Source organism: Arthrobacter sp. NPDC055138 (genome assembly GCF_053607305.1).
Genome location: NZ_JBSGTH010000006.1, coordinates 179408 through 199020, shown reverse-complemented (window position 1 = coordinate 199020; position 19613 = coordinate 179408). Strand labels below are relative to the sequence as shown.

Below are 19613 nucleotides of genomic sequence, written 5' to 3'. Positions count from 1 at the left end.
GGAATAGAGTAGGAAGGCGGGTACATGAAACGATCAACTCGCGTCGACCCGTTCGGGCAACACAATATACAGGGGGCTTCCGGTGGCGGATGTGAGCATTGAGTTCTGCGGGGAGTGGTATGAACCCAAGGACGACGACGTGTTCACCATTGGGCGCGAAGGCGATCTGGAGATCGACGATAATCCGTACCTGCACCGCAAGTTCCTCCAGATCGCGCACTACGACGAGATCTGGTGGCTGGCCAACGTCGGCTCCCTGATCTCGGCTACCGTGGCTGATTCCACCGGCGGCATGCAGGCATGGTTGGCGCCAGGCGCACGGATCCCGCTGGTCTTCAGCCTGACGAATATCGTCTTCACCGCCGGCCCGACCACCTACGAGCTGTCCGTCCACGTCAAGACCCCGTCCTTCCGGCAGGAACACCGGGACACGGACGCGGTGGGGGAGACCACCATCGGCCCGGTGATCTTCACCGACTCGCAAAAGGCGCTGATTCTGGCCCTGGCCGAGCCGATGCTCAAGCGCGACGGCACCGGGCTGAGTTCGATTCCTTCGTCGTCGCAGGCAGCCGCACGGCTGGGCTGGCCGCTGACCAAGTTCAACCGCAAGCTGGACAACGTCTGCGACAAGTTGGACCGGGTGGGTGTCGCCGGGCTGCGCGGCGGCGGAGGCAAGCTCGCCACCAACCGGCGGGCACGGCTGGTCGAGCACGCTGTGACCTCCCATCTGGTCACTGCAGCTGACCTGCCGCTGCTCGACGTGCAGTTGGATGCCGAGGACTGAACGCAACGTGCCCCGCCCGCCGGGGCACCGCCGTCGTCGCCTGATCTTGGCGCCTGGGGCAAGATAGTCAGGTGAGCACAGTTGAAACACCCGCCAGCGAAATCCCGAGCGACGAGATCCGGGACGAATACGAGCAGCTGACCGAGAACGTCCGCAAATACCGCTACGCGTACTACAACGAGGACGCCCCGCTGGTCTCGGATGCCGAGTTCGACGCGCTTTACCGCCGGCTGGAAGAAATCGAGGCGCTGCATCCGGAACTGGTGGCCAACGACTCGCCCACCCAGGAAGTCGGCGGCGAGGTCTCCGCGGCCTTCGCCCCGGTGGAGCACCTGCAGCGGATGTATTCGCTGGAGGACGTCTTCTCGCTGGACGAGCTGAAGGCCTGGGTAGACCGTGCCACCGCCTCCGTGGCGAATCTGGGCAACGGCAGGAAACTGCGCTGGCTCAGCGAAGTGAAGATCGACGGACTGGCGGTGAACCTGCTCTACCGCAACGGCGAACTGGTCCGTGCCGCCACCCGCGGCGACGGCACCACCGGCGAAGACATTACCCACAATGTGCTGACCATTGGGGACATTCCGCGCAAGCTCACCGGCAGCAACTTTCCGGCCGAGGTGGAAATCCGCGGTGAAATCTTCATCCCCACCAAAGAGTTCCTGGCCCTGAACGAACGCATGGTTGAGGCCGGCAAGGCGCCGTTCGCCAACCCGCGCAACTCCGCGGCCGGCTCGCTGCGCCAGAAGGACCCGAAGGTGACGGCGGAGCGGCCGCTGCACATGTTCGTGCACGGGATCGGTGCCCGCGAAGGCCTGGACGCGGAAAGCCAATCGGACACCTACGGCCTGCTGAGCGGCTGGGGGCTGCCCACCAGTCCCTACTTCAAAGTGGTGGACAGCTTGGACGACGTGCTCGCCTTCATCGAGCACTACGGCGAGCACCGCCACGACCTGCTGCACGAAATCGACGGCATTGTGGTCAAGGTGGACGATTTTGGCCTGCAACGCGCGCTCGGCCACACCTCGCGTGTGCCGCGCTGGTCCGTGGCCTACAAGTACCCGCCGGAAGAGGTCCACACCAAACTGCTGGACATCCGCGTGAACGTGGGCCGCACCGGACGGGTCACTCCCTACGGCGTGATGGAACCGGTGAAGGTGGCCGGCTCCACCGTGGAGATGGCCACCCTGCACAACCAGGACGTGGTCAAGGCCAAGGGCGTGAAGATCGGCGACATCGTGGTGCTGCGCAAGGCCGGCGACGTGATCCCGGAGATCGTCGGCCCGGTGATGGCGCTGCGTGAGGCACAGGATCCGCCGGTCCGCGACTTCGTCATGCCCACCGACTGCCCCTCCTGCGGCACGCCGCTGGCCCCCGGCAAGGAGGGCGACGTCGATCTGCGCTGCCCGAACGCCGAGTCCTGCCCGGCTCAGCTGACCGAACGGGTGGCGCACCTGGCCGGCCGCGGCGCCTTCGACATCGAGGCGCTGGGCTACGAGGCGGCGCTGGCGCTGACCCGCCCGGCCGAACCCGAGCAGGCTCCGCTCACCAACGAGGCCGGGATCTTCAGCCTCAAGCCCGAGGACCTGGCGGACGTGCGGATCCTCCGCGAGAAGAAGACCAAGGGCGTGCCGACCGGCGAGATGGAGTTGGTGCCCTACTTCTACACGAAGGGCACCCCGAAGAAGCCCTCGGTCCCCACGGCCAACACCAAGAAGCTTTTCGAGGAACTCCAGAAAGCCAAGGCCCAGCCGCTCTGGCGCGTGCTGGTCGCGTTGTCCATCCGGCATGTCGGGCCCACCGCCTCGCGTGCTCTGGCCACCGCCTTCGGATCGATGGAATCCATCCGGGCCGCCAGCGAGGAACAGTTGGCGCACGTGGACGGCGTCGGGCCCACCATCGCGGCCGCCTTGAAGGAGTGGTTCGCGGTGGACTGGCACGGCGAGATCGTCGATGCGTGGGCCGCGGCCGGCGTGCGGATGGCCGACGAGGTGGACGAGAGCACGCCGCGCACGCTGGAGGGGATGACCGTGGTGGTGACCGGCACATTGCCGAACTTCAGCCGCGACGAGGCCAAGGAAGCCATCATCATCCGCGGCGGCAAGGCGTCCGGATCCGTCTCGAAGAACACCAGCTACGTGGTGGCCGGCGAGAACGCCGGCACCAAACTGGACAAGGCCGAATCCCTGGGCCTGACCGTTCTGGACGAGGACGGCTTCCGCCGATTGCTGGAAACCGGCGCGCCATGACGGCGGAGCAGCCTGCCGAGACCAGCTGGCAGCAAATCCTCTCCACCCTCGCCAGCCATCGGCTGCGCGGACTCTACGCGGCCCTGGTGCTGGGCCAGCGGCCCGAGATGACCGCCAAGGAACGGCAGAAGCTGCTCGCCTCCGGCTTGGTGAGTGACGACGGCGGTGCCCTCGCCGTTGCTCCGGACGTCTTCAAGGCGGCGCTGGCGGCGGCACGGACGCCGGAGCCGACCGGACCGGAACGCTTCCTGGCCGGCGGCCTGGTGGTGCTGCCGCACCGCGCGGCCGACCGGCTGGAATTGCTGGGCTACCTCCGCGACCGCGTCATCGCCGAGGGGGAATCGATGACGGAAAAGGACCTGAACGCCGGGCTGGCCGCATTCACGACGGATGTCCCGATGCTCCGGCGCGCCATGGTGGACTACGGGTTCCTGGTCCGTGAGCCGGACGGCAGTGCCTACCGCCGGGGCCCTGCCAACGGGTAACCGGGTACAGCTCCGGTCCGGCGCCTGGTCGGCGCCGGCGTGCGCCGCCCGGGCAGAACCGGAAGCGTAGGCGTGACTCGCGTCACCGGCCATGGGAGCATGGACCTGTGGAGCGGCCATGAACGAGTTCTTCGCCGATGGTTTTCCCTGGTGGTTCATCTGGGTAGGCTTCGCCGTGGTCTCCGGCATGGGCCAGCGCGCCAAGCGAGCCAGGCGCCAGCAGGCCAGGAACCGGGCGGGTGGCCAGCGCCGCGACAGCGCATGGTCGGAGGCTTCCCGGCGCGAGGCGGACCGACGGCATGCCGCCGCTGCCGCCCACCAGCAGCGGCTTCGTGATACCGAGAAACTGATGGCGGACCATCACGCGGTCAACGTCCGCTGGCTGGACTATGAGCTGGACGTAGCGAAACTGATCGACTACCCGATGATGTCAGATGTGCGTGAACCGCTCACCGTGGCATTCCTGCGCGCCAAGCGGACCGCAGACGGGCTGCTTCCGGTCACCGCGGCGGAAATCTCCACCGACGAGCGGCTGCGCGAATACCGCGAGGCGGTGCGCGCCTTTGAGGTGGCCTTCGACATCGCCGAACGCGAGGCCCGCCGGATCCGGGACCAACACTTCCGCGGGCCCGAACGGCTGCGGCTGAACACCGCCCGCCGGCTGCTGACCATCGCGGTGGACCGGGCCGCCACACCGGCCGAGCGGCAGCTGGCCTACAGCCGGGCACGCAAGGAGCTGGACGGACTCTTGGCCCTGCCCGCCGAGGCACTGGCGGCCCTGCAGCGGCAGGTCAATCCTGAATTGCTGCCGTTGCCCGACCCGCCGGCGGGGCCGCGGCGCGGCGACCGGCCCGAGCAGCGGCCCGGGCCCATCGCCGACCCGCAGCCGGGCTAAACCGGGACGGACGGCCGCATTGGCGCGCACCGCCCGCGGTGCGCGAAACTGGTAAGGCACGCACCGCCGTCGTGCTTTCCCCTTTCCGCGAGGACCCGCCCCAGCACATGCACATCACCATCCGCCCTGCCACCGCAGCTGATTACGACGACGTAGCGCGCCTCACGCGCGAGGCCTACTTGGCCGCAGGCCATTTTCCGGCCGCCGACCACCCGTACCTGGTACACGTCTCCGACGTGGCGCACCGGGCCGCGCGGGCCGAGGTGTGGGTGGCCGAGCGCGGCGGGCAAGTCGCCGGCGCGGTGACGCTGGCCCGGGCCGGCGGCGAGTACGCGGACATCGCCCGGGAGGGTGAGCTGGAGTTCCGGATGCTGGCGGTCGATCCGGGGCTGCAGCGCTCCGGTGTTGGGAGGGCGCTGGTGGAGGCGATCGTGGCACATGCCCGCACCCTGGAGGGCATTGACGCGGTCAGCCTGACCACCGGCAGCGACTGGACCGCGGCCCACCGGCTGTATGAATCGCTGGGGTTCGACCGCGTGCCGGAGCGGGATTGGCCGGTGCCCGGCACGGATATCCGGCTGCTGGTCTTCGTCAAGGGGCTGTAAGCCCGCCGCAGCGCCGCCCGCTGCGGGCAAGGGTGCGCGCTCAGGGCCGATGCAGCGTGAAGGAGTCGGCGAAATTCCCGCCGCCGGCACGGACGAACTCGGCACGGAGCGAGTCGTCGGTTACCCGGATCTTCAGGAACCCGTGCGTGGGGTCCTCGTTCTTTCCGGAGTAGGCGGCGAAGTACGGCGCCTCGACGTCCGAGGCGTTGACATCGCGCAGCGGCCGTCCGCCGGTGCCGACGGTCGCGAAGACCGTTCCGGAACCGGACACGAAGTCGGAATCGGTGTCGGCAATGCAGGCTGCGGCACTGTGGGCGGGCAGCAGCGACGGACAGCCAGGGCCTAGCGCCAGTTGGTGCGTGCGCTGGTAGAGGTGTTCGTGGCCGTGAAGCACCAGGTCCACCTTTTTGTCCAGCAGCAGATTCGTCACGGCCGGGCCCGGCTCGCAGTCGTAACGGCCCATCGTCTGGCAGGGCAGGTGCGAGGCAACCGCCACCCACGGAATGGCCGCGTCACGGGCGGAGTCTATGGCGGCGGCGGTCCAGTCGTAGTGCTCGTTTCCGGGCACGTAGTCCCAGCGGCCTGAATCGGCAAAATCCAAGCCCGGCGAAATCATGATCAGCCGCAGCACGGGATCCCGCTGCGGGAGATCGACGAACCATTGGCGGCCATAGACGCCGTGAGCGCCGGACAAACGCTGCGGCAGGCAGTCAGCGAAGGCATCGATGGAACCGTTCCGGCCGTCGCTTTCGTGGTTACCAGAGAGCAACTGCAAGGGAATATCCGGCCCCAAGTGGTCGGCGACGAAGCTGCACCACGCCGATTCTGAACCCGGGCTTCCGTAAGACAGGTCTCCGAGCGCCAAGCCAAACTGTGCCTTGCTGGCCGCCATTGCGTCCAGGACCTCCGCGGCCGCCTGTCCGTCGCCGAAATCTCCGGCCGCCGCGAATTCCACTGCCGTGCCGGAGGGATCTGCCTGAGTGGCCGGAGCCGAGGCGGTGGCCGGCTGGCTCGCCGTGCCGCCGCTGGTGGCCGGCGGCGTGGCAGCGGGTGAGCTTGGCGGCAGGCTGCTGCAGCACGAGAGCAGCAGGACGGCCAGGGCTGCTGCTGCCAGTCGAGCCGGACGCATTGGGCCTCCTCGCCGTGGATGGGTCGAAATTCTAAGCACTGGGCAGACGGCAGTCAACGTGGTCACAAGTCCCCGCGGTCCGGATCGCCCCCCGCCGTCTTGGCGACTCCGGACCTTCCCGCGCCGGTAGACTGAACAGGAAAAGCAATCCATCCGCGTAGGAGACTCATGTCTGAGATCAATCGTGCGGCGGTGGCGCATCTGGCGCGCCTGGCCCACATTGAGATGACCGCCGAAGAACTGGACAAGATGGCCGGAGAACTCGACGTTATTGTCGATTCGATCAAGTCTGTCCAGGAAGTTGCCCGGCCCGAGGTGCCGGCGACCTCACACCCGATCCCGCTGACCAACGTGTTCCGCGAAGACGTCGTGGGCGAGACCCTGAGCCAGGAACTGGCACTGGCGAACGCACCGGACGCGGCCGACGGCCGGTTCAAGGTTCCGGCGATCCTGGACGAGGAGTAAGAGGCACCGATGAGTGAACTGATTAACCACAGCGCCGCGAAGCTGGCGGACCTGCTGGCCGCATCCGAGGTGTCCTCGACCGAGGTGACCCAGGCACACCTGGACCGCATTGCCGCAGTCGACGGTGACGTCAACGCCTTCCTGCACGTGAACACCGACGAGGCGCTCGCCGTCGCCGCCGACGTGGACAAGGCCCGCGCCGCCGGCGAAGAGCTGCACGCCCTGGCCGGTGTCCCGATTGCGATCAAGGACCTGATCGTCACCGTGGGCCAGCCCACCACCGCCGGCTCTAAGATGCTCGAGGGCTGGATGAGCCCGTATGACGCCACCGTGATCAAGAAGATCCGGGCGGCGCGGATGCCGATGCTGGGCAAGACCAACCTGGACGAATTCGCCATGGGTTCCTCCACCGAGCACTCGGCCTTCGGCCCCACCCGCAACCCCTGGGACCTGGAGCGCATCCCGGGCGGCTCCGGCGGCGGTTCCGCGGCTGCGGTATCGGCCTTCGAGGCCCCGCTGGCGCTGGGCACTGACACCGGCGGCTCGATCCGGCAGCCGGCCGCGGTGACCGGTTCGGTGGGCGTGAAGCCGACCTACGGCGGAGTCTCCCGCTACGGCGCCATCGCGATGGCCTCCTCACTCGACCAGATCGGGCCGGTCACCCGGACCGTGCTGGATGCTGCACTGCTGCACGAGGTGATCGGCGGGCACGACCCGGCCGACTCCACCTCGCTGACCGATCCGGTGGGTGCGCTGGTCGAGGCCGCCCGCAGCGGCGACGTGCGCGGCATGCGCATCGGCGTGATCAAGGAACTGCAGGGCGAAGGGTACTCCGCCGGCGTGCAGGCCCGCTTCGACGAGGCACTTGAGTTGCTGCGCGGCGCCGGCGCCGACGTGGTGGAAGTGTCCTGCCCGAACTTCAAGTACGCGCTGGGCGCCTACTACCTGGTCATGCCCTCGGAGGCTTCCTCCAACCTGGCCAAGTACGACGGCGTCCGCTACGGGCACCGGGTGCTGCCGGAAGACGGCTCGCTGACCATCGAACGCGTGATGGGTGCCACCCGCGCCGCCGGCTTCGGCGACGAGGTCAAGCGACGCATCATCCTGGGCACCTACGCCCTGTCCGCGGGCTACTACGACGCGTACTACGGCTCGGCGCAGAAGGTCCGCACCCTGGTGCAGCGCGACTTCGCTGCCGCTTTTGAAACCGCGGACGTGCTGATCTCGCCGACCGCTCCGACCACCGCCTTCAAACTGGGCGAAAAGCTGGACGATCCGATGGCCATGTATCTCAACGACGTGGCCACCATTCCGGCAAACCTGGCCGGTGTCCCGGGCATCTCGGTGCCCGGCGGCCTGGCCGACGGCCTGCCGGTGGGCATCCAGTTCCTGGCCCCGGCCCGCGAAGATGCCCGCCTGTACCGCGCCGGCGCCGGCCTCGAAAACCTGTTGGAAGCCACATGGGGCGGCCCGCTGCTGGCCCAGGCTCCCGCTCTCGGAGGTGTGAAGTAAATGGCTGCAACACAAGAACTGGTCGCCTTCGATGAGGCGATGGAGAAGTACGATCCGGTCCTCGGCTTCGAGGTCCACGTTGAGCTGAACACGAAGACGAAAATGTTCTCGGCCGCTCCGAACGCGTTCGGCGATGTACCGAACACGAACGTGTCGCCGGTGGACCTTGGCCTGCCCGGCGTGCTGCCGGTGGTCAACAAGTCGGCGGTGGAGTACTCGATCATGATCGGGCTGGCGCTGAACTGCAAGATCGCCGAGTCGTGCTTCTTCGCCCGGAAGAACTACTTCTACCCGGACACCCCGAAGAACTTCCAGACCTCCCAGTACGAGGACCCGATCTGCTACGACGGGTACCTGGACATCGAGCTGGAAGACGGCGAAGTGTTCCGCGTGGAGATTGAACGCGCCCACATGGAAGAGGACGCCGGCAAGCTCACCCACATGGGCGGCGCCACCGGACGCATCCAGGGCGCTGAGTACTCGCTGGTGGACTACAACCGCGCCGGCGTGCCGCTGGTGGAGATTGTCACCAAGCCGATCGTCGGAGCCGGCTCCCGTGCTCCCGAACTGGCCCGCGCCTACGTGGCCGCCGTTCGCGAGATCGTCAAGAACCTGGGCGTCTCGGATGCCAAAATGGAACGCGGCAACGTCCGCTGCGACGCCAACGTGTCCCTGATGCCGAAGGGCGCCACGCAGTTCGGCACCCGGTCCGAGACCAAGAATGTGAACTCGCTGCGTGCGGTGGAACGTGCGGTCTATTTCGAGATCCAGCGCCACGCCGCGGTGCTGGAATCCGGGCAGAAGGTTGTCCAGGAGACCCGCCACTGGCATGAAGACACCCGGTCCACCACCTCCGGTCGGCCGAAGTCGGATGCCGACGACTACCGTTACTTCCCGGAGCCGGACCTGGTGCCCGTGGTCACCACCGAAGCGTGGATCGAGGAACTCCGTGCCCGGCTGCCGGAGCCCCCGGCCGAACGGCGCAAGCGGCTGAAGGCCGACTGGGGTTACGCGGACGCCGAGTTCCGCGACGTGGTCAACGCCGGCGTGATGGATTCGATCGAGGAGACCATCGCCGCCGGTGCCTCCGCAGCGGTGGCGCGCAAGTGGTGGATGGGCGAGATCTCCCGCCGGGCCAAGGAAGCCGAAGTTGAACCGTCGGAGTTGGGCGTGAGCCCGCAGACGGTGGTGGAACTGGACCGCCTGGTGCAGGCCGGAAAGATCAACGACAAGCTGGCCCGCCAGGTGCTGGACGGCGTACTCGCCGGTGAAGGCAGCCCGGAAGAGATCGTGGAGAAGCGCGGCCTGGCCGTGGTTTCCGACGATTCGGCGCTGCTGGAAGCGATCGACGCGGCGCTGGCGGCCCAGCCGGAGGTTGCGGAGAAGATCCGTGGCGGCAAGGTCCAGGCCGCCGGAGCCATTGTCGGCGGTGTCATGAAGGCGACCCGCGGGCAAGCCGACGCCGGCCGCGTCCGTGAACTCATTTTCGAACGCCTCGGCGTTCAGGGTTAGTCGGGAGAGAACAAGTGCAGAGTATTGCTCCTGGCTCGTCCCGCGCCGATATCGGCCCGGTGCCCCGGCGGATCGTCCTGATCGGCCGGGGCACACCCGCCACCGATATTGGACCAACGCCGCGGGCCTAGCGGTTCTCCAGGCCACGGCTCAATGTTGACAACGCCCCTGCCGTTACCGGCGGGGGCGTTGTCCGTGCTGCGGCAGACGCCGCACGCTGGCGCGCCCGGTGTGGGCAAGGAACGGGGCGGCACGGCGGTGGACGCGCGCATGGGACAGATGCTCAGCCTTGGCCGGGAGCGGCGCGGGAATGGCCTCCGGGGCGGCCCGATAGTAAAAGTGCTTCGCGGTCTCCACGAGCACGAGGTAAAGCAGGACCATCCCGACCAACGCCAGGAAGAACGGCGCCGGCAAAGGCCGGAAGCCGATCAGCGTGCCGAAGGGGATGTAAGGAATGACTGTGCCGACAGCGACAACAGCCAGAACGCTTACCGTGAGCGCCACCGAGGCGCGGCTGCGGAAGAACGGGATCCGGCGCGTTCGGATAGCGAAGACGATGAGGGTCTGGGTCGCGAGCGACTCGACGAACCACCCGGCCCGGAACTCCTCCGGTGTCGCAGCGAAGACCCAGAGCATGAGCCCGAAGGTGGCGAAGTCGAAGAGCGAGGAGATGGGACCGAAGATCACCATGAACCGGCGGATCGCGCCGATGTCCCAGTGAGCGGGCTTGGGGAGCTGGTCTTGGTCAACCCTGTCGGTGGGAATGGCGAGCTGGCTAGCGTCATAGAGCAGGTTGTTGAGGAGGATTTGCCCCGGCAGCATGGGGAGGAACGTCAGGAAAGCGCTGACCACCGCGGCGGAGAACATGTTGCCAAAGTTGCTGCTCGTGCCCATCAGCAGGTATTTGATCGTGTTGGCAAAGATCCGCCGCCCGCCCACGACTCCGTCGGCGAGCACCCCTAAGTCCTTCTGGAGCAGGACAACGTCTGCCGCATCCTTGGCCACGTCGGTCGCGCTGTCCACGGAGATGCCGACGTCGGCCCGGTTGAGGGCGAGGGCATCGTTGACGCCGTCGCCCAGAAATCCCACCGCGTGTACCCGCCGGAGCACCATGACGATGCGTGCCTTCTGTTCGGGGGAGACCCGTGCGAAGGCGCGGGCGCCGGCGGCGGCAGCGGCGAGTGCGTCGTCGTCCATGCCGGCGATCTGCGCGCCGCTGAGAACGTCGCCGGCAGGCATGCCAAGCACGGCGATCACGTGCTCGGCGACGAGCATGTTATCTCCCGTCGCAATCTTGACGTCGATGCCGAGACCCTTCAGCCGATCCAGGGACGCCCGCGCGTCCGCCTTGGGCCGGTCAATGAAGGTCAAAAAGCCCTCCAGCGAGAGCTGCTCTCCGATTCGATCGGCGTCGTCGGCCGGCCCGCTCGCGACGGCGACGACCCTCGCACCGCGGCGGAACAGGGCGTCGAGCTGGTTCCGCGCGGTGTCCTCAACGCGCTCGCAACGTTCGAGCACCGCTTCCGGAGCCCCCTTAAGGATGCGCACCGGGCCTTTGGGCCCCGCCACCTTGGTCTCCATGGTCCGGGTGTCGTGGTCGAACGGTCGCAGGGAGAGCCGGGGCCGAGCAGTCAGCCGGGCTGCGAGGCCGGGAAAGGCTTCCCACAGAGCCGCGTCGACCGGGTTCTGGCCTGCGCCGGACGCCCCAGGTTCAGTCGGATCGGCCTCGCAGCACAGTAGCGCCAGCTCCGTCAGCCGGTCCGCTGAACCTCCGAGAGAGGGCAGGGCCTCCTCGAAGCCGATACGGCCATCCGTGAGAGTCCCGGTCTTGTCGGTCACGAGGACGTCGAGGTTTCCCAGGTCCTCTATAGCGAGGAGCCGTTTGACGAGCACACCGTTCTTCGCCAGAAGCCGCGAGCCCGCTGCGAGGCTTGTGCTCACGACGGCGGGGAGCAGTTGCGGCGTGATGCCCACCGCGATCGCGAGCGAGAACAGGACCGAGTCGAGGAACGGACGCTCAAGCAGCAGGTTGATGGCAAGGATGCCCCCGGTCAGCGCGATACCGACCCACATCAGCATGAACGAGAATTGCCGGAGACCACGCTGGAACACTGTCTGGGGGAAAACCTGGGCGAGGCCGGCAGCGATCCGCCCGAATTCGGTCGCTGGGCCCGTCGCGACGACGACCGCGCGCGCCGAGCCCGCGTGGACGACGGTCCCCATGAGCAGGCAGTCCGACAGCTCGGCGAGATCGGCCCCTTCCGAAACAGGATCGCTCGATTTGTCGACCGCTGCCGATTCCCCGGTGAGCACGCCTTCATCGGCTTCCAAACCCTCGGCTTCGAGGATGCGCCCGTCCGCGGGAACGATGTTTCCGAGGCCTATCCTGATCAGGTCGCCCGGAACAAGGTCGCGGACCGGGAGCGGCCGCTCGACCCCGTTCCTGACAACGACGACCGTGTGGCTGATCCGCTCGTGGAGATCAGCTGCGGTGCGCTCCGCCCGGTACTCGTTCGCGAACCCCAGAAGGGCACTGCCGAGCAGGATCACGAGGATGATCGTCGCGTTGAGGCGGTCACCGGTGATGAAGGACAGCGTCGCTGCCGCGACCAGAAGCGCCTGCAATGGACTCGCAAACTGGCGGACCAGCAGATGCCGCCAGCTCACCCGACGCGCTTCGATGACGTTGGCGCCGAGAGCGAGGCGACGGGCTGCCTCGCTCTCGCTGAGCCCCTCGGGACCCGAACCGAGAGTGGCGAGCACTTCATCGGACGGCATTGAAGCGGCCCGCGGGGCGGGAAGCTGGACGAGCCCGGGGAGAGCCTGGACGCTCACAGGGCAAATTTTACGCCCGGTCTCTGCGGCAGCGTGTCCGGTTGGTCCCGGGCGCTCCCGGATGATCTGATGGAAGTCCCCGCCTCAGATCAGCCCGCCGGCACGGTCCGCGCCGCTGGCGGGACCTTGCCACACGAATGAAGGAAGTACGGAACCAGATGGCCTTGATGCCCGCTGCGGAAATCGACGTCACCAATGATTTGGTGCAGCGGTTGCTGGCCGACCAGTTTCCGGACCTGGCCCGGCTGCCCCTGGTCCGGGTGGCCAACGGCTGGGACAACGTCACGTTCAAACTCGGCGGCGAGCTGGCCATCCGGCTGCCGCGTCGCGAGGCGGCGGCCGACCTGCTGTTGAACGAACAGCAGTGGTTGCCGTCGCTGGCGCCGGAACTGCCGGTCGCCGTGCCCGCCCCGGTGCGCTGCGGCAAGCCGTCGTCGTACTATCCCTGGTCCTGGTCGGTGGTGCCGTGGCTCGAAGGCCGGGCCGCCTGGCGCCTCCGCGCGGAGGAACGGCGTTCGCTGGCCCCCGGGCTGGCCGCATTCGTGGCTGCGCTACACGTACCTGCCCCGTCCGGCGCGCCGCTGAACCCGGTCCGCGGCGTGCCGCTGTCCGCGCGCAACGCGGCCGTCCTGCAGCGGCTGGATTCGGGCGCGGTGCCGCAGACAGAGCGCGTTTCCGCGCTGTGGCGCCAGCTCTCGGGGCTGCCGGCGTGGGACGGACCGGCGCTGTGGCTGCACGGCGACCTCCACCCCGGCAACCTGGTGGTGGACGGCACCCGGCTGGCCGCCGTGATCGACTTCGGCGACATCACCGCGGGCGACCCGGCGACGGATCTGGCCGTCGCCTGGCTGGTGTTCGACGCCGCGGGACGCCGGGAGTTCATCGCTGCGGTCGAATCGCGTACCGCTGTGGCGCCGGAAACCTGGCAGCGCGGCCGCGGCTGGGCGTTGGTGATGGCGACGGCGCTGCTGACCTCCTCCGACGACAACCGGCTGCTGCGCGGGGTCGGGGAGCGCGCGCTGGCCGAGGTGCTCTCCGGCAGCTAGCCGCCGGGCCGCAGCCGCAGTAGCATGACCGGACGGCGCAACAGCCTGGCGGAGCAGAGGAGGCACGATGCCCGGAACCGGAGGGCTGCGGCTGCACGCCACCGTCTTGGGCGCCCCCGACCCGCTGGCCCTGGCGGACTTCTACGGCCGGCTTCTGGGCTGGAAGGTTCGCACCAAGGAGCCGGACTGGGTCACCTTGGTCAATCCGAGTGGCGGCCCCGGACTGTCCTTCCAGCTGGAAAACGACTACCGCCGGCCGGTCTGGCCCGAGGAACCCGGCGAGCAACAGATGTTGATGCACCTGGACATCCTGGTCGATGACTTGGCGATGGCCTGCGGCCATGCGGAAGCAGCCGGCGCCGAGCCGGCGGCCTTTCAACCGCAGGACGACGTCCGCGTTTACTTCGACCCGGCGGGCCATCCGTTCTGCCTCTTCGAAAACTAGCCCGCTCGAAAACCAGCAACGCGCGGCCGCCCACCCGAGGGTAGGCGGCCGCGCGCCGAGGATGCCCGACAGACTCAGCTGTCGAACAGCCGGGAGCGGATCAGGAAGCGCTTGCCCTCAGGCGCCTCCACGGAGAACCCGCTGCCGCGCCCCTGCACCACGTCCACAGTTAGATGCGTGTGCTTCCAGTACGCAAACTGTTCCCGCGACATCCAGAAGTCAAGGCTTCCGCGGTCCGGCAGATCGAACGTTCCCAGCAGCACGTCCGCGTCTGCGGTGAGGAATTCGCCCGCCGGATAACACATCGGCGAGGACCCGTCGCAGCAGCCGCCGGATTGGTGGAACATCAGCGGACCGTGGGTCTCCCAAAGTTTCTGCAGCAACCCGACGGCCGGACCGGTGAGCGCTACCCGGGAAAAATCCTCCCCGGGCAGCGCTGCCGTGGCCTCGAGCGCCGCCTCGTGGTGTGCAGCGGGCGGGCTGGTTGCACCCTCCGGCTGCGGTGAAGCAGACGCCATGAGCGGACCTGTCTCTAGAAGAAGCCGAGCTTGTTCTCGTTGTAGCTGACCAGCAGGTTCTTGGTCTGCTGGTAATGGTCCAGCATCATCGAGTGGTTTTCCCGCCCGATGCCGGAGGACTTGTAGCCGCCGAACGCCGCCCCTGCCGGATAGGCGTGGTAGTTGTTCACCCACACGCGGCCGGCCTGGATCTCGCGGCCGGCGCGGTAGGCCACGTTTCCGTTGCGGCTCCACACTCCGGCGCCCAGCCCGTAGAGGGTGTCGTTCGCGATCTCGAGGGCTTCCTCGTAGCCGGCGAACCGGGTGACCGAGACCACCGGTCCGAAGATCTCCTCTTGGAAGATGCGCATGCTGTTGTCGCCCTCGAAGATGGTCGGCTTCACGTAGTAGCCCTCGGCCAGGTCCCCGTCCAGAATGTTGCGCCCGCCGCCGGTCAGGACCTTCGCCCCCTCCTGCTTGCCAATGTCCATGTAGGAGAGGATCTTCTCCAACTGGTCGTTGGAGGCCTGCGCGCCGATCTGGGTGTCCGTGTCCAGCGGGTTGCCCTGGATGATCGCCTCGGTCCGCGCCAGTGCATCCGCCATGAACGAGTCGTAGATGGAATCCTGCACCAGCGCCCTGGACGGGCAGGTGCAGACTTCGCCCTGGTTGAACGCGAACAGCGTGAAGCCCTCCAGTGCCTTGTCGTAGAACGCATCGTTCTCGGAGGCCACGTCGGAGAAGAAGATGTTCGGGCTCTTACCGCCCAGCTCCAGGGTCACCGGGATCAGGTTCTGGGACGCGTACTGGCTGATCAGCCGGCCGGTGGTGGTCTCGCCGGTGAAGGCGATCTTGCGGATCCGCGGGCTGGAGGCGAGCGGCTTGCCGGCCTCCACACCGAAGCCGTTGACCACGTTGACCACGCCGGCCGGCAGGATGTCTGCGAGCAGTTCCATCAGCACCAGGATGGACGCGGGCGTCTGCTCCGCAGGCTTAAGCACGACGGCGTTGCCCGCCGCAAGCGCGGGCGCCAGCTTCCAGGTGGCCATGAGGATGGGGAAATTCCACGGAATGATCTGGCCGACCACACCCAGCGGCTCATGGTAGTGGTAGGCGGTGGTGTCGTCGTCGAGCTGGGAGAGCCTGCCCTCCTGCGCGCGGATGGCGGAAGCGAAATAGCGGAAGTGGTCGGCGGCCAGCGGGATGTCTGCCGCCAGCGTCTCGCGGACGGCCTTGCCGTTGTCCCAGGTTTCCGCCACAGCCAGCAGTTCGAGGTTCTCCTCGATCCGGTCGGCGATCCGGTTCAGCACGGCTGCCCGGTCCGCCACCGAGGTCTTGCCCCAGGACGGTGCCGCCTTGTGTGCGGCGTCCAGAGCCAGGTCGATGTCTTCGGCGGTGCCGCGTGCCACCTCGCAGAACGGCTTGCCGGTCACGGGGGAGATGTTCTCGAAGTACTGGTTCTTTACCGGGGCGACCCATTCGCCGCCGATCCAGTTCTCGTAGCGTTGCTTGAAGCTGACCGGTGATCCCTCGGTTCCGGGCTGGGCGTAAACAGTCATCTCGACTCCTTCGGCTTCGGTTCCGGACCACGCCGGTCCGGCAGACTGCACTGTCTGTGCTGATGAGCCTAGGGAAGGCAAGGTTGCATCGAGGTTGCACCGGGCATCCGGCCCGCTACCGCCCGCCTGGCTCGTCAGGTTGAACGTGGACGCATCGGTTCCGTGAAGGTAGCGTGGGGCCACCTCGGGCTCTTTCCGGGTGGGGTGCCGCCACGGACACCGGTCAACGAATGGAGAAGGTCATGGGACAGGTCATGATTCATGCGACGGTAACCCTCGACGGCTTTATGGCAGACACCGAGGGCGGCGTTGACTGGATGTTCGATGTGGAGGCTGCCGATGAGGACTCGGCGGTCATGACGAAGATCTGGGAGGAGATAGGCGCGGTGGTGGGCGGCGCCAACAAGACGCAGACCATCGACGAAAGTGAGTTGCCGTACGGTGGCAGGCTGAAAGTGCCGGTCTACTTGATGACGCATAGCGAGCACGAATCCGTCGAGAAAGACGGGACGACTTATACCTTTGTGGTCGACGACATCAAACAGGCGGTTGACGCCGCCAAGCAGGCCGCCGGCGATAAAACCGTCAGCCTGTTGGGCGGCAGCATCTCGCGGCAGTGCCTCACGCTGGGGCTGGTGGATGAGATTCAGCTGCACGTGCTGCCCATGCTGCTCGGTGGCGGCATCTCGCTCTTCGGCGGGCTGGGCGAACGCATCAATTTGGAGCGGCTGGAGACGGCTGCCTACGCCAGCGAGACCCACCTGCGGTTCCGCGTCGTGCGCTGATCGCCCGCGGTGAGGGAAGCTGACAAGACCCGGTTGGCCGGTCAGCTGTCCCCGGCCTCCAACTGCTCCAGGCGGGCAACGACGCCGGCCCGCCGCGGTGAGCGCGGCGGCAGGAGGCGGAGCGCAGCGTGCCAGGCATCGCCGTCGTTCTTCGCCTCGGGAAGCTGAAGGTAGCGCATCACGGTTTCCGGCGATGCACTGCTGAGCACCGCCTCGCGCAGCGTGGCGCTGACGTGATGCCGGAAATCGACGATGCCCGGCGCCTCGGATCCCGGAATGATCTGGCCTTGGTAGAGCTCGAGGGCCTGCCGGTATGAGCCGCGGGCCAGGCACTGCAGGGCCCGCTGGGCGTCGACGGCCAGCGGCTGCCGCAGCCTGTACGGCCGCGATTCGGGGACCGCGGCCGGGCTGATGCCGGCCAGCAGTTTGCGCAGCCGGACCATCTCGGCCCGGAGTGTTGCGCCGCGGGCGTGCGGGTTGAGCTGGTCGGCCAACTGCTCGGCCGTCAGACCGGCCGGGTGCAGGGCCATCAGGGTGAGGATCTCGGTGTGCCGCTGGGACAATTCGATCCGCCGGCCGGCCAGCTCCAGTAGGCCATGGTCCCGGCCGGTGATGGTCAGGCCGGCGGGCTGTTGCCTGGGCCGGCCGCTGGGCGCCGCCTGCAGGCGGATGATCCGCAGCTCGGCCTCGGCCGCGGCCACCGCCGCCCGGACCAGCGACAGTGTGTGCGGGGCGGCGGCTTCCTCGCCGCCGGTCAGATCCACCACGCCGAGGACGGCGCCGGAATCGGGATCATGAATGGGGACCGCGGTACAACTCCACGAATGGACCGCCCTGCTGAAGTGCTCGGCGCCGGCAATCTGGACCCCGTGGCCCAGGGCGAGGGCGGTGCCGGGGGCGCTGGTGCCCACGGATGCCTCGGACCAGTCGGTGCCCGGCATGAACATCATGCCCTCCGCGCGTTCCCTCAGCCGGGTGTCGCCATCCACCCAGAGCAGGCGCCCGTGCTGGTCCCCGACGGCCACCAGCATTCCCGCTTCGTGGCTGGGTTCCACCAGCAACCGGCTGAAGACGGGCATGATCGCGGCCAGCGGATGGTCCCGTCGGAAGGCGTCCAGCTCGTCCTCGGCCAGGACCAGCCGAGCCAACGCACGGTCCGGATCCGTGGCGAGCCGCAAGGACCGTTGCCACGAGTCGCGGACCACCGGGCGCAAACCCCTGAGGCGCAGGCTCCCGGAACGGCCGGGCAGCCCGTCCGGATCAAGCCCTTCGTGGGCCTGGTAGGCCAGATCCTGTACGGGCCGGGACGTTGGCTGGGCGGAGTGCGGCACTGGAGATCCCCCTTGTACCGGATCACTGCCACGGATCTGTGGCAGAAGTCACAGTCTAGCCTGCGGCGGTCGGGACGAGCCAACCGGGGGCTCAGGCCGGATGCAACAGCAGGGGGAGCGAGGTGTAGCCCTTGAGCGTGTTGTGCAGATAGGGGACGGGGTCGCCGGTGAGTTCGATCCGCTCCACATGATGGGCCAGCCAGGTCAGGACAACGTGCATCTCCAGCCGGGTGATGGGCTGGCCGACGCACCGGTGGATGCCGTTGCCGAAGGCGATCATGCTGGCGGCGTCGCGTTCAATCCGGAAGGCGCCCGCATCCGGCCCGAACTGGCGCTCGTCCCGGTTGGCCGAGCCCAGGAACAGGGCCAGCTTGCTGCCGGCCGCCAAGCTGACCCCGGCGATCTCGGTGTCGGCCGACGTGGTCCGGTAAAAGGACTGGAACGGGGACTCGAAGCGCAGCACCTCGTTGATGGCCAGCGAGACCATCTGCGGGTTCTCCCGCAGGATGCGCCACTGCTCGGGATGCTCCGCAAAGAGCTTGAGCGCGTTGCCGATGCCGATCACGGTGGTGTCCAGGCCCGCGGACAGCAGGGCCCTGACCACCAGCGGGGCCATGTCCGCGGGCAGTTCGCCGCGGTCGACGTACTGCCAGAGTTGTTCCCCCATTCCACCGGGGATGAGGTTTTCCCGGCGGGTCCGGTCCATCACCCACTCCGGCGTTCCGGCACCTTGTTCGAAGTAGTAGCGGTGGCGTTCGTTTTCCGGGCCGAAGTGGCTGAAGTTCATCGCCCCATGGGTCAGCAGGTTCTCCTCGCGACCCTCCCGTGGAATGCCCACGGCGTCGCCGAATGCCCGGAGCGGGAACACCTCGGCCAGGTCCTTGACGCCGTCGATCGAACCTCGCGACAGCAGTTCAGGCAGCAGTTGGCCGGCGTAGGCTTCGAAGCCGGCCCGCAGCGCGCGCGTCCCCTTGGGCGAGATTACTCCGGCCATGGCGTCCCGCATCACGGTGTGCCGTGGCGGGTCGGACTCGAGGATGCCCTGCGGCCGCCAGTTTGGTTCCTTCAGCAGGTCCTTGGGCCCCACGCCGGCGGCGGAAATGAAGGTCCCGTGGTCGGCCAGAATGTCGCGGCACTCGGCGTAGCGCGCGAAGGCCGGCACCTGGTACTTCTCCAGCCAGACCGCCGGGCCGGCCGCACGCATCCGGCCGAAGAGGTTGTACGGGTCGGCCAGCACGTCATCCGCGTACGGATCGTCGGTGATCGCCGGAATCATCTGGTGGGTCCTGGTTGCCACGGGCAGGTCTCGCTCACGTCGAAAGGGAAGGAAGAAGTGCTTGCCAGCCAAACTACAGCGCCGCGCGCCGGACGCGTAGTGTGACGCGCTCCACTTTGACGGGGCACTTACGTAGAGTTGGCCTAGTGACCCGGACCACCGTCCGGGCGGCCGCGTGATCCCGGCCGGACCAAGAGATAAGGACA

At 67.7% G+C, this 19613-nt stretch carries 17 protein-coding genes; 11 read left to right on the top strand and 6 right to left on the bottom strand.

Annotation, left to right across the window (positions count from 1 at the left end; translation table 11 throughout):
* Window positions 1-82 precede the first annotated feature (82 nt).
* The 5 genes from ACWF5H_RS15870 to ACWF5H_RS15850 all read left to right on the top strand — a co-directional run bounded on the left by ACWF5H_RS15870 (window position 83) and on the right by ACWF5H_RS15850 (window position 5015).
* A complete protein-coding gene (locus ACWF5H_RS15870; RefSeq protein WP_452038035.1) occupies window positions 83-784 on the top strand; it encodes a hypothetical protein in 702 nt (233 codons plus the stop codon).
* Window positions 785-855: 71 nt separating this feature from the next.
* Entirely contained in the window at window positions 856-3030 is a 2175-nt protein-coding gene (gene ligA / locus ACWF5H_RS15865) for an NAD-dependent DNA ligase LigA (RefSeq protein ID WP_452038033.1), read from the top strand.
* Window positions 3027-3515: a DUF2087 domain-containing protein gene (locus ACWF5H_RS15860; protein ID WP_452038032.1), complete on the top strand. Its 489-nt coding sequence runs from the start codon at window positions 3027-3029 to the stop codon at window positions 3513-3515. The genes ligA and ACWF5H_RS15860 overlap by 4 nt, the downstream gene beginning before the upstream one ends.
* Window positions 3516-3633: 118 nt before the next feature.
* On the top strand, window positions 3634-4410 hold the full coding sequence (locus ACWF5H_RS15855) for a hypothetical protein (RefSeq protein WP_452038030.1): 777 nt from the start codon (window positions 3634-3636) through the stop codon (window positions 4408-4410).
* 107 nt (window positions 4411-4517) lie between these two features.
* Complete coding sequence (locus ACWF5H_RS15850) at window positions 4518-5015, top strand: GNAT family N-acetyltransferase (RefSeq protein WP_364651277.1); 498 nt, start codon at window positions 4518-4520, stop codon at window positions 5013-5015.
* 40 nt (window positions 5016-5055) lie between these two features.
* Here the strand turns inward: ACWF5H_RS15850 and ACWF5H_RS15845 are convergent, their stop codons facing one another.
* A complete protein-coding gene (locus tag ACWF5H_RS15845; protein ID WP_452038028.1) occupies window positions 5056-6144 on the bottom strand; it encodes a metallophosphoesterase in 1089 nt (362 codons plus the stop codon).
* A 168-nt stretch (window positions 6145-6312) separates the two neighbouring features.
* Here ACWF5H_RS15845 and gatC point away from each other — a divergent pair, with 168 nt between their 5' ends.
* From gatC to gatB, 3 genes are read left to right on the top strand one after another with little or no spacing between them, the layout of a single operon-like run.
* Window positions 6313-6609 carry an Asp-tRNA(Asn)/Glu-tRNA(Gln) amidotransferase subunit GatC gene (gatC, locus tag ACWF5H_RS15840; RefSeq protein WP_127511844.1) on the top strand — a complete coding sequence of 99 codons (297 nt, stop codon included), beginning with the start codon at window positions 6313-6315 and terminating at the stop codon, window positions 6607-6609.
* A 9-nt stretch (window positions 6610-6618) separates the two neighbouring features.
* Window positions 6619-8121, top strand: coding sequence for an Asp-tRNA(Asn)/Glu-tRNA(Gln) amidotransferase subunit GatA (gene gatA / locus ACWF5H_RS15835; protein ID WP_452038026.1), 1503 nt, complete (start codon window positions 6619-6621; stop codon window positions 8119-8121).
* A complete protein-coding gene (gatB, locus tag ACWF5H_RS15830) occupies window positions 8122-9633 on the top strand; it encodes an Asp-tRNA(Asn)/Glu-tRNA(Gln) amidotransferase subunit GatB (RefSeq protein ID WP_452038024.1) in 1512 nt (503 codons plus the stop codon).
* A gap of 174 nt (window positions 9634-9807) precedes the next feature.
* Here the strand turns inward: gatB and mgtA are convergent, their stop codons facing one another.
* The gene (mgtA, locus tag ACWF5H_RS15825; RefSeq protein WP_452038022.1) at window positions 9808-12468 is read right to left on the bottom strand and encodes a magnesium-translocating P-type ATPase; all 2661 of its coding nucleotides are present in this window, start codon (window positions 12466-12468) and stop codon (window positions 9808-9810) included.
* Between the two features lie 167 nt (window positions 12469-12635).
* Here mgtA and ACWF5H_RS15820 point away from each other — a divergent pair, with 167 nt between their 5' ends.
* Together ACWF5H_RS15820 and ACWF5H_RS15815 are read left to right on the top strand one after the other, a co-directional pair.
* The gene (locus tag ACWF5H_RS15820) at window positions 12636-13514 is read left to right on the top strand and encodes an aminoglycoside phosphotransferase family protein (RefSeq protein ID WP_452038020.1); all 879 of its coding nucleotides are present in this window, start codon (window positions 12636-12638) and stop codon (window positions 13512-13514) included.
* Between the two features lie 67 nt (window positions 13515-13581).
* The gene (locus ACWF5H_RS15815) at window positions 13582-13959 is read left to right on the top strand and encodes a VOC family protein (protein WP_452038019.1); all 378 of its coding nucleotides are present in this window, start codon (window positions 13582-13584) and stop codon (window positions 13957-13959) included.
* Between the two features lie 74 nt (window positions 13960-14033).
* Here the strand turns inward: ACWF5H_RS15815 and ACWF5H_RS15810 are convergent, their stop codons facing one another.
* Complete coding sequence (locus ACWF5H_RS15810) at window positions 14034-14477, bottom strand: DUF779 domain-containing protein (protein ID WP_452038018.1); 444 nt, start codon at window positions 14475-14477, stop codon at window positions 14034-14036.
* 14 nt (window positions 14478-14491) lie between these two features.
* A complete protein-coding gene (gene exaC, locus ACWF5H_RS15805) occupies window positions 14492-16015 on the bottom strand; it encodes an acetaldehyde dehydrogenase ExaC (protein ID WP_364650932.1) in 1524 nt (507 codons plus the stop codon).
* Between the two features lie 242 nt (window positions 16016-16257).
* Between exaC and ACWF5H_RS15800 the strand changes: the two genes are divergently transcribed.
* Window positions 16258-16800 carry a dihydrofolate reductase family protein gene (locus ACWF5H_RS15800; RefSeq protein WP_452038016.1) on the top strand — a complete coding sequence of 181 codons (543 nt, stop codon included), beginning with the start codon at window positions 16258-16260 and terminating at the stop codon, window positions 16798-16800.
* Window positions 16801-16841: 41 nt separating this feature from the next.
* Here the strand turns inward: ACWF5H_RS15800 and ACWF5H_RS15795 are convergent, their stop codons facing one another.
* Together ACWF5H_RS15795 and ACWF5H_RS15790 are read right to left on the bottom strand one after the other, a co-directional pair.
* Complete coding sequence (locus ACWF5H_RS15795; RefSeq protein WP_452038014.1) at window positions 16842-18131, bottom strand: GAF domain-containing protein; 1290 nt, start codon at window positions 18129-18131, stop codon at window positions 16842-16844.
* A gap of 91 nt (window positions 18132-18222) precedes the next feature.
* On the bottom strand, window positions 18223-19428 hold the full coding sequence (locus ACWF5H_RS15790) for a cytochrome P450 (RefSeq protein ID WP_452038013.1): 1206 nt from the start codon (window positions 19426-19428) through the stop codon (window positions 18223-18225).
* Between the last annotated feature and the right edge of the window lie 185 nt (window positions 19429-19613).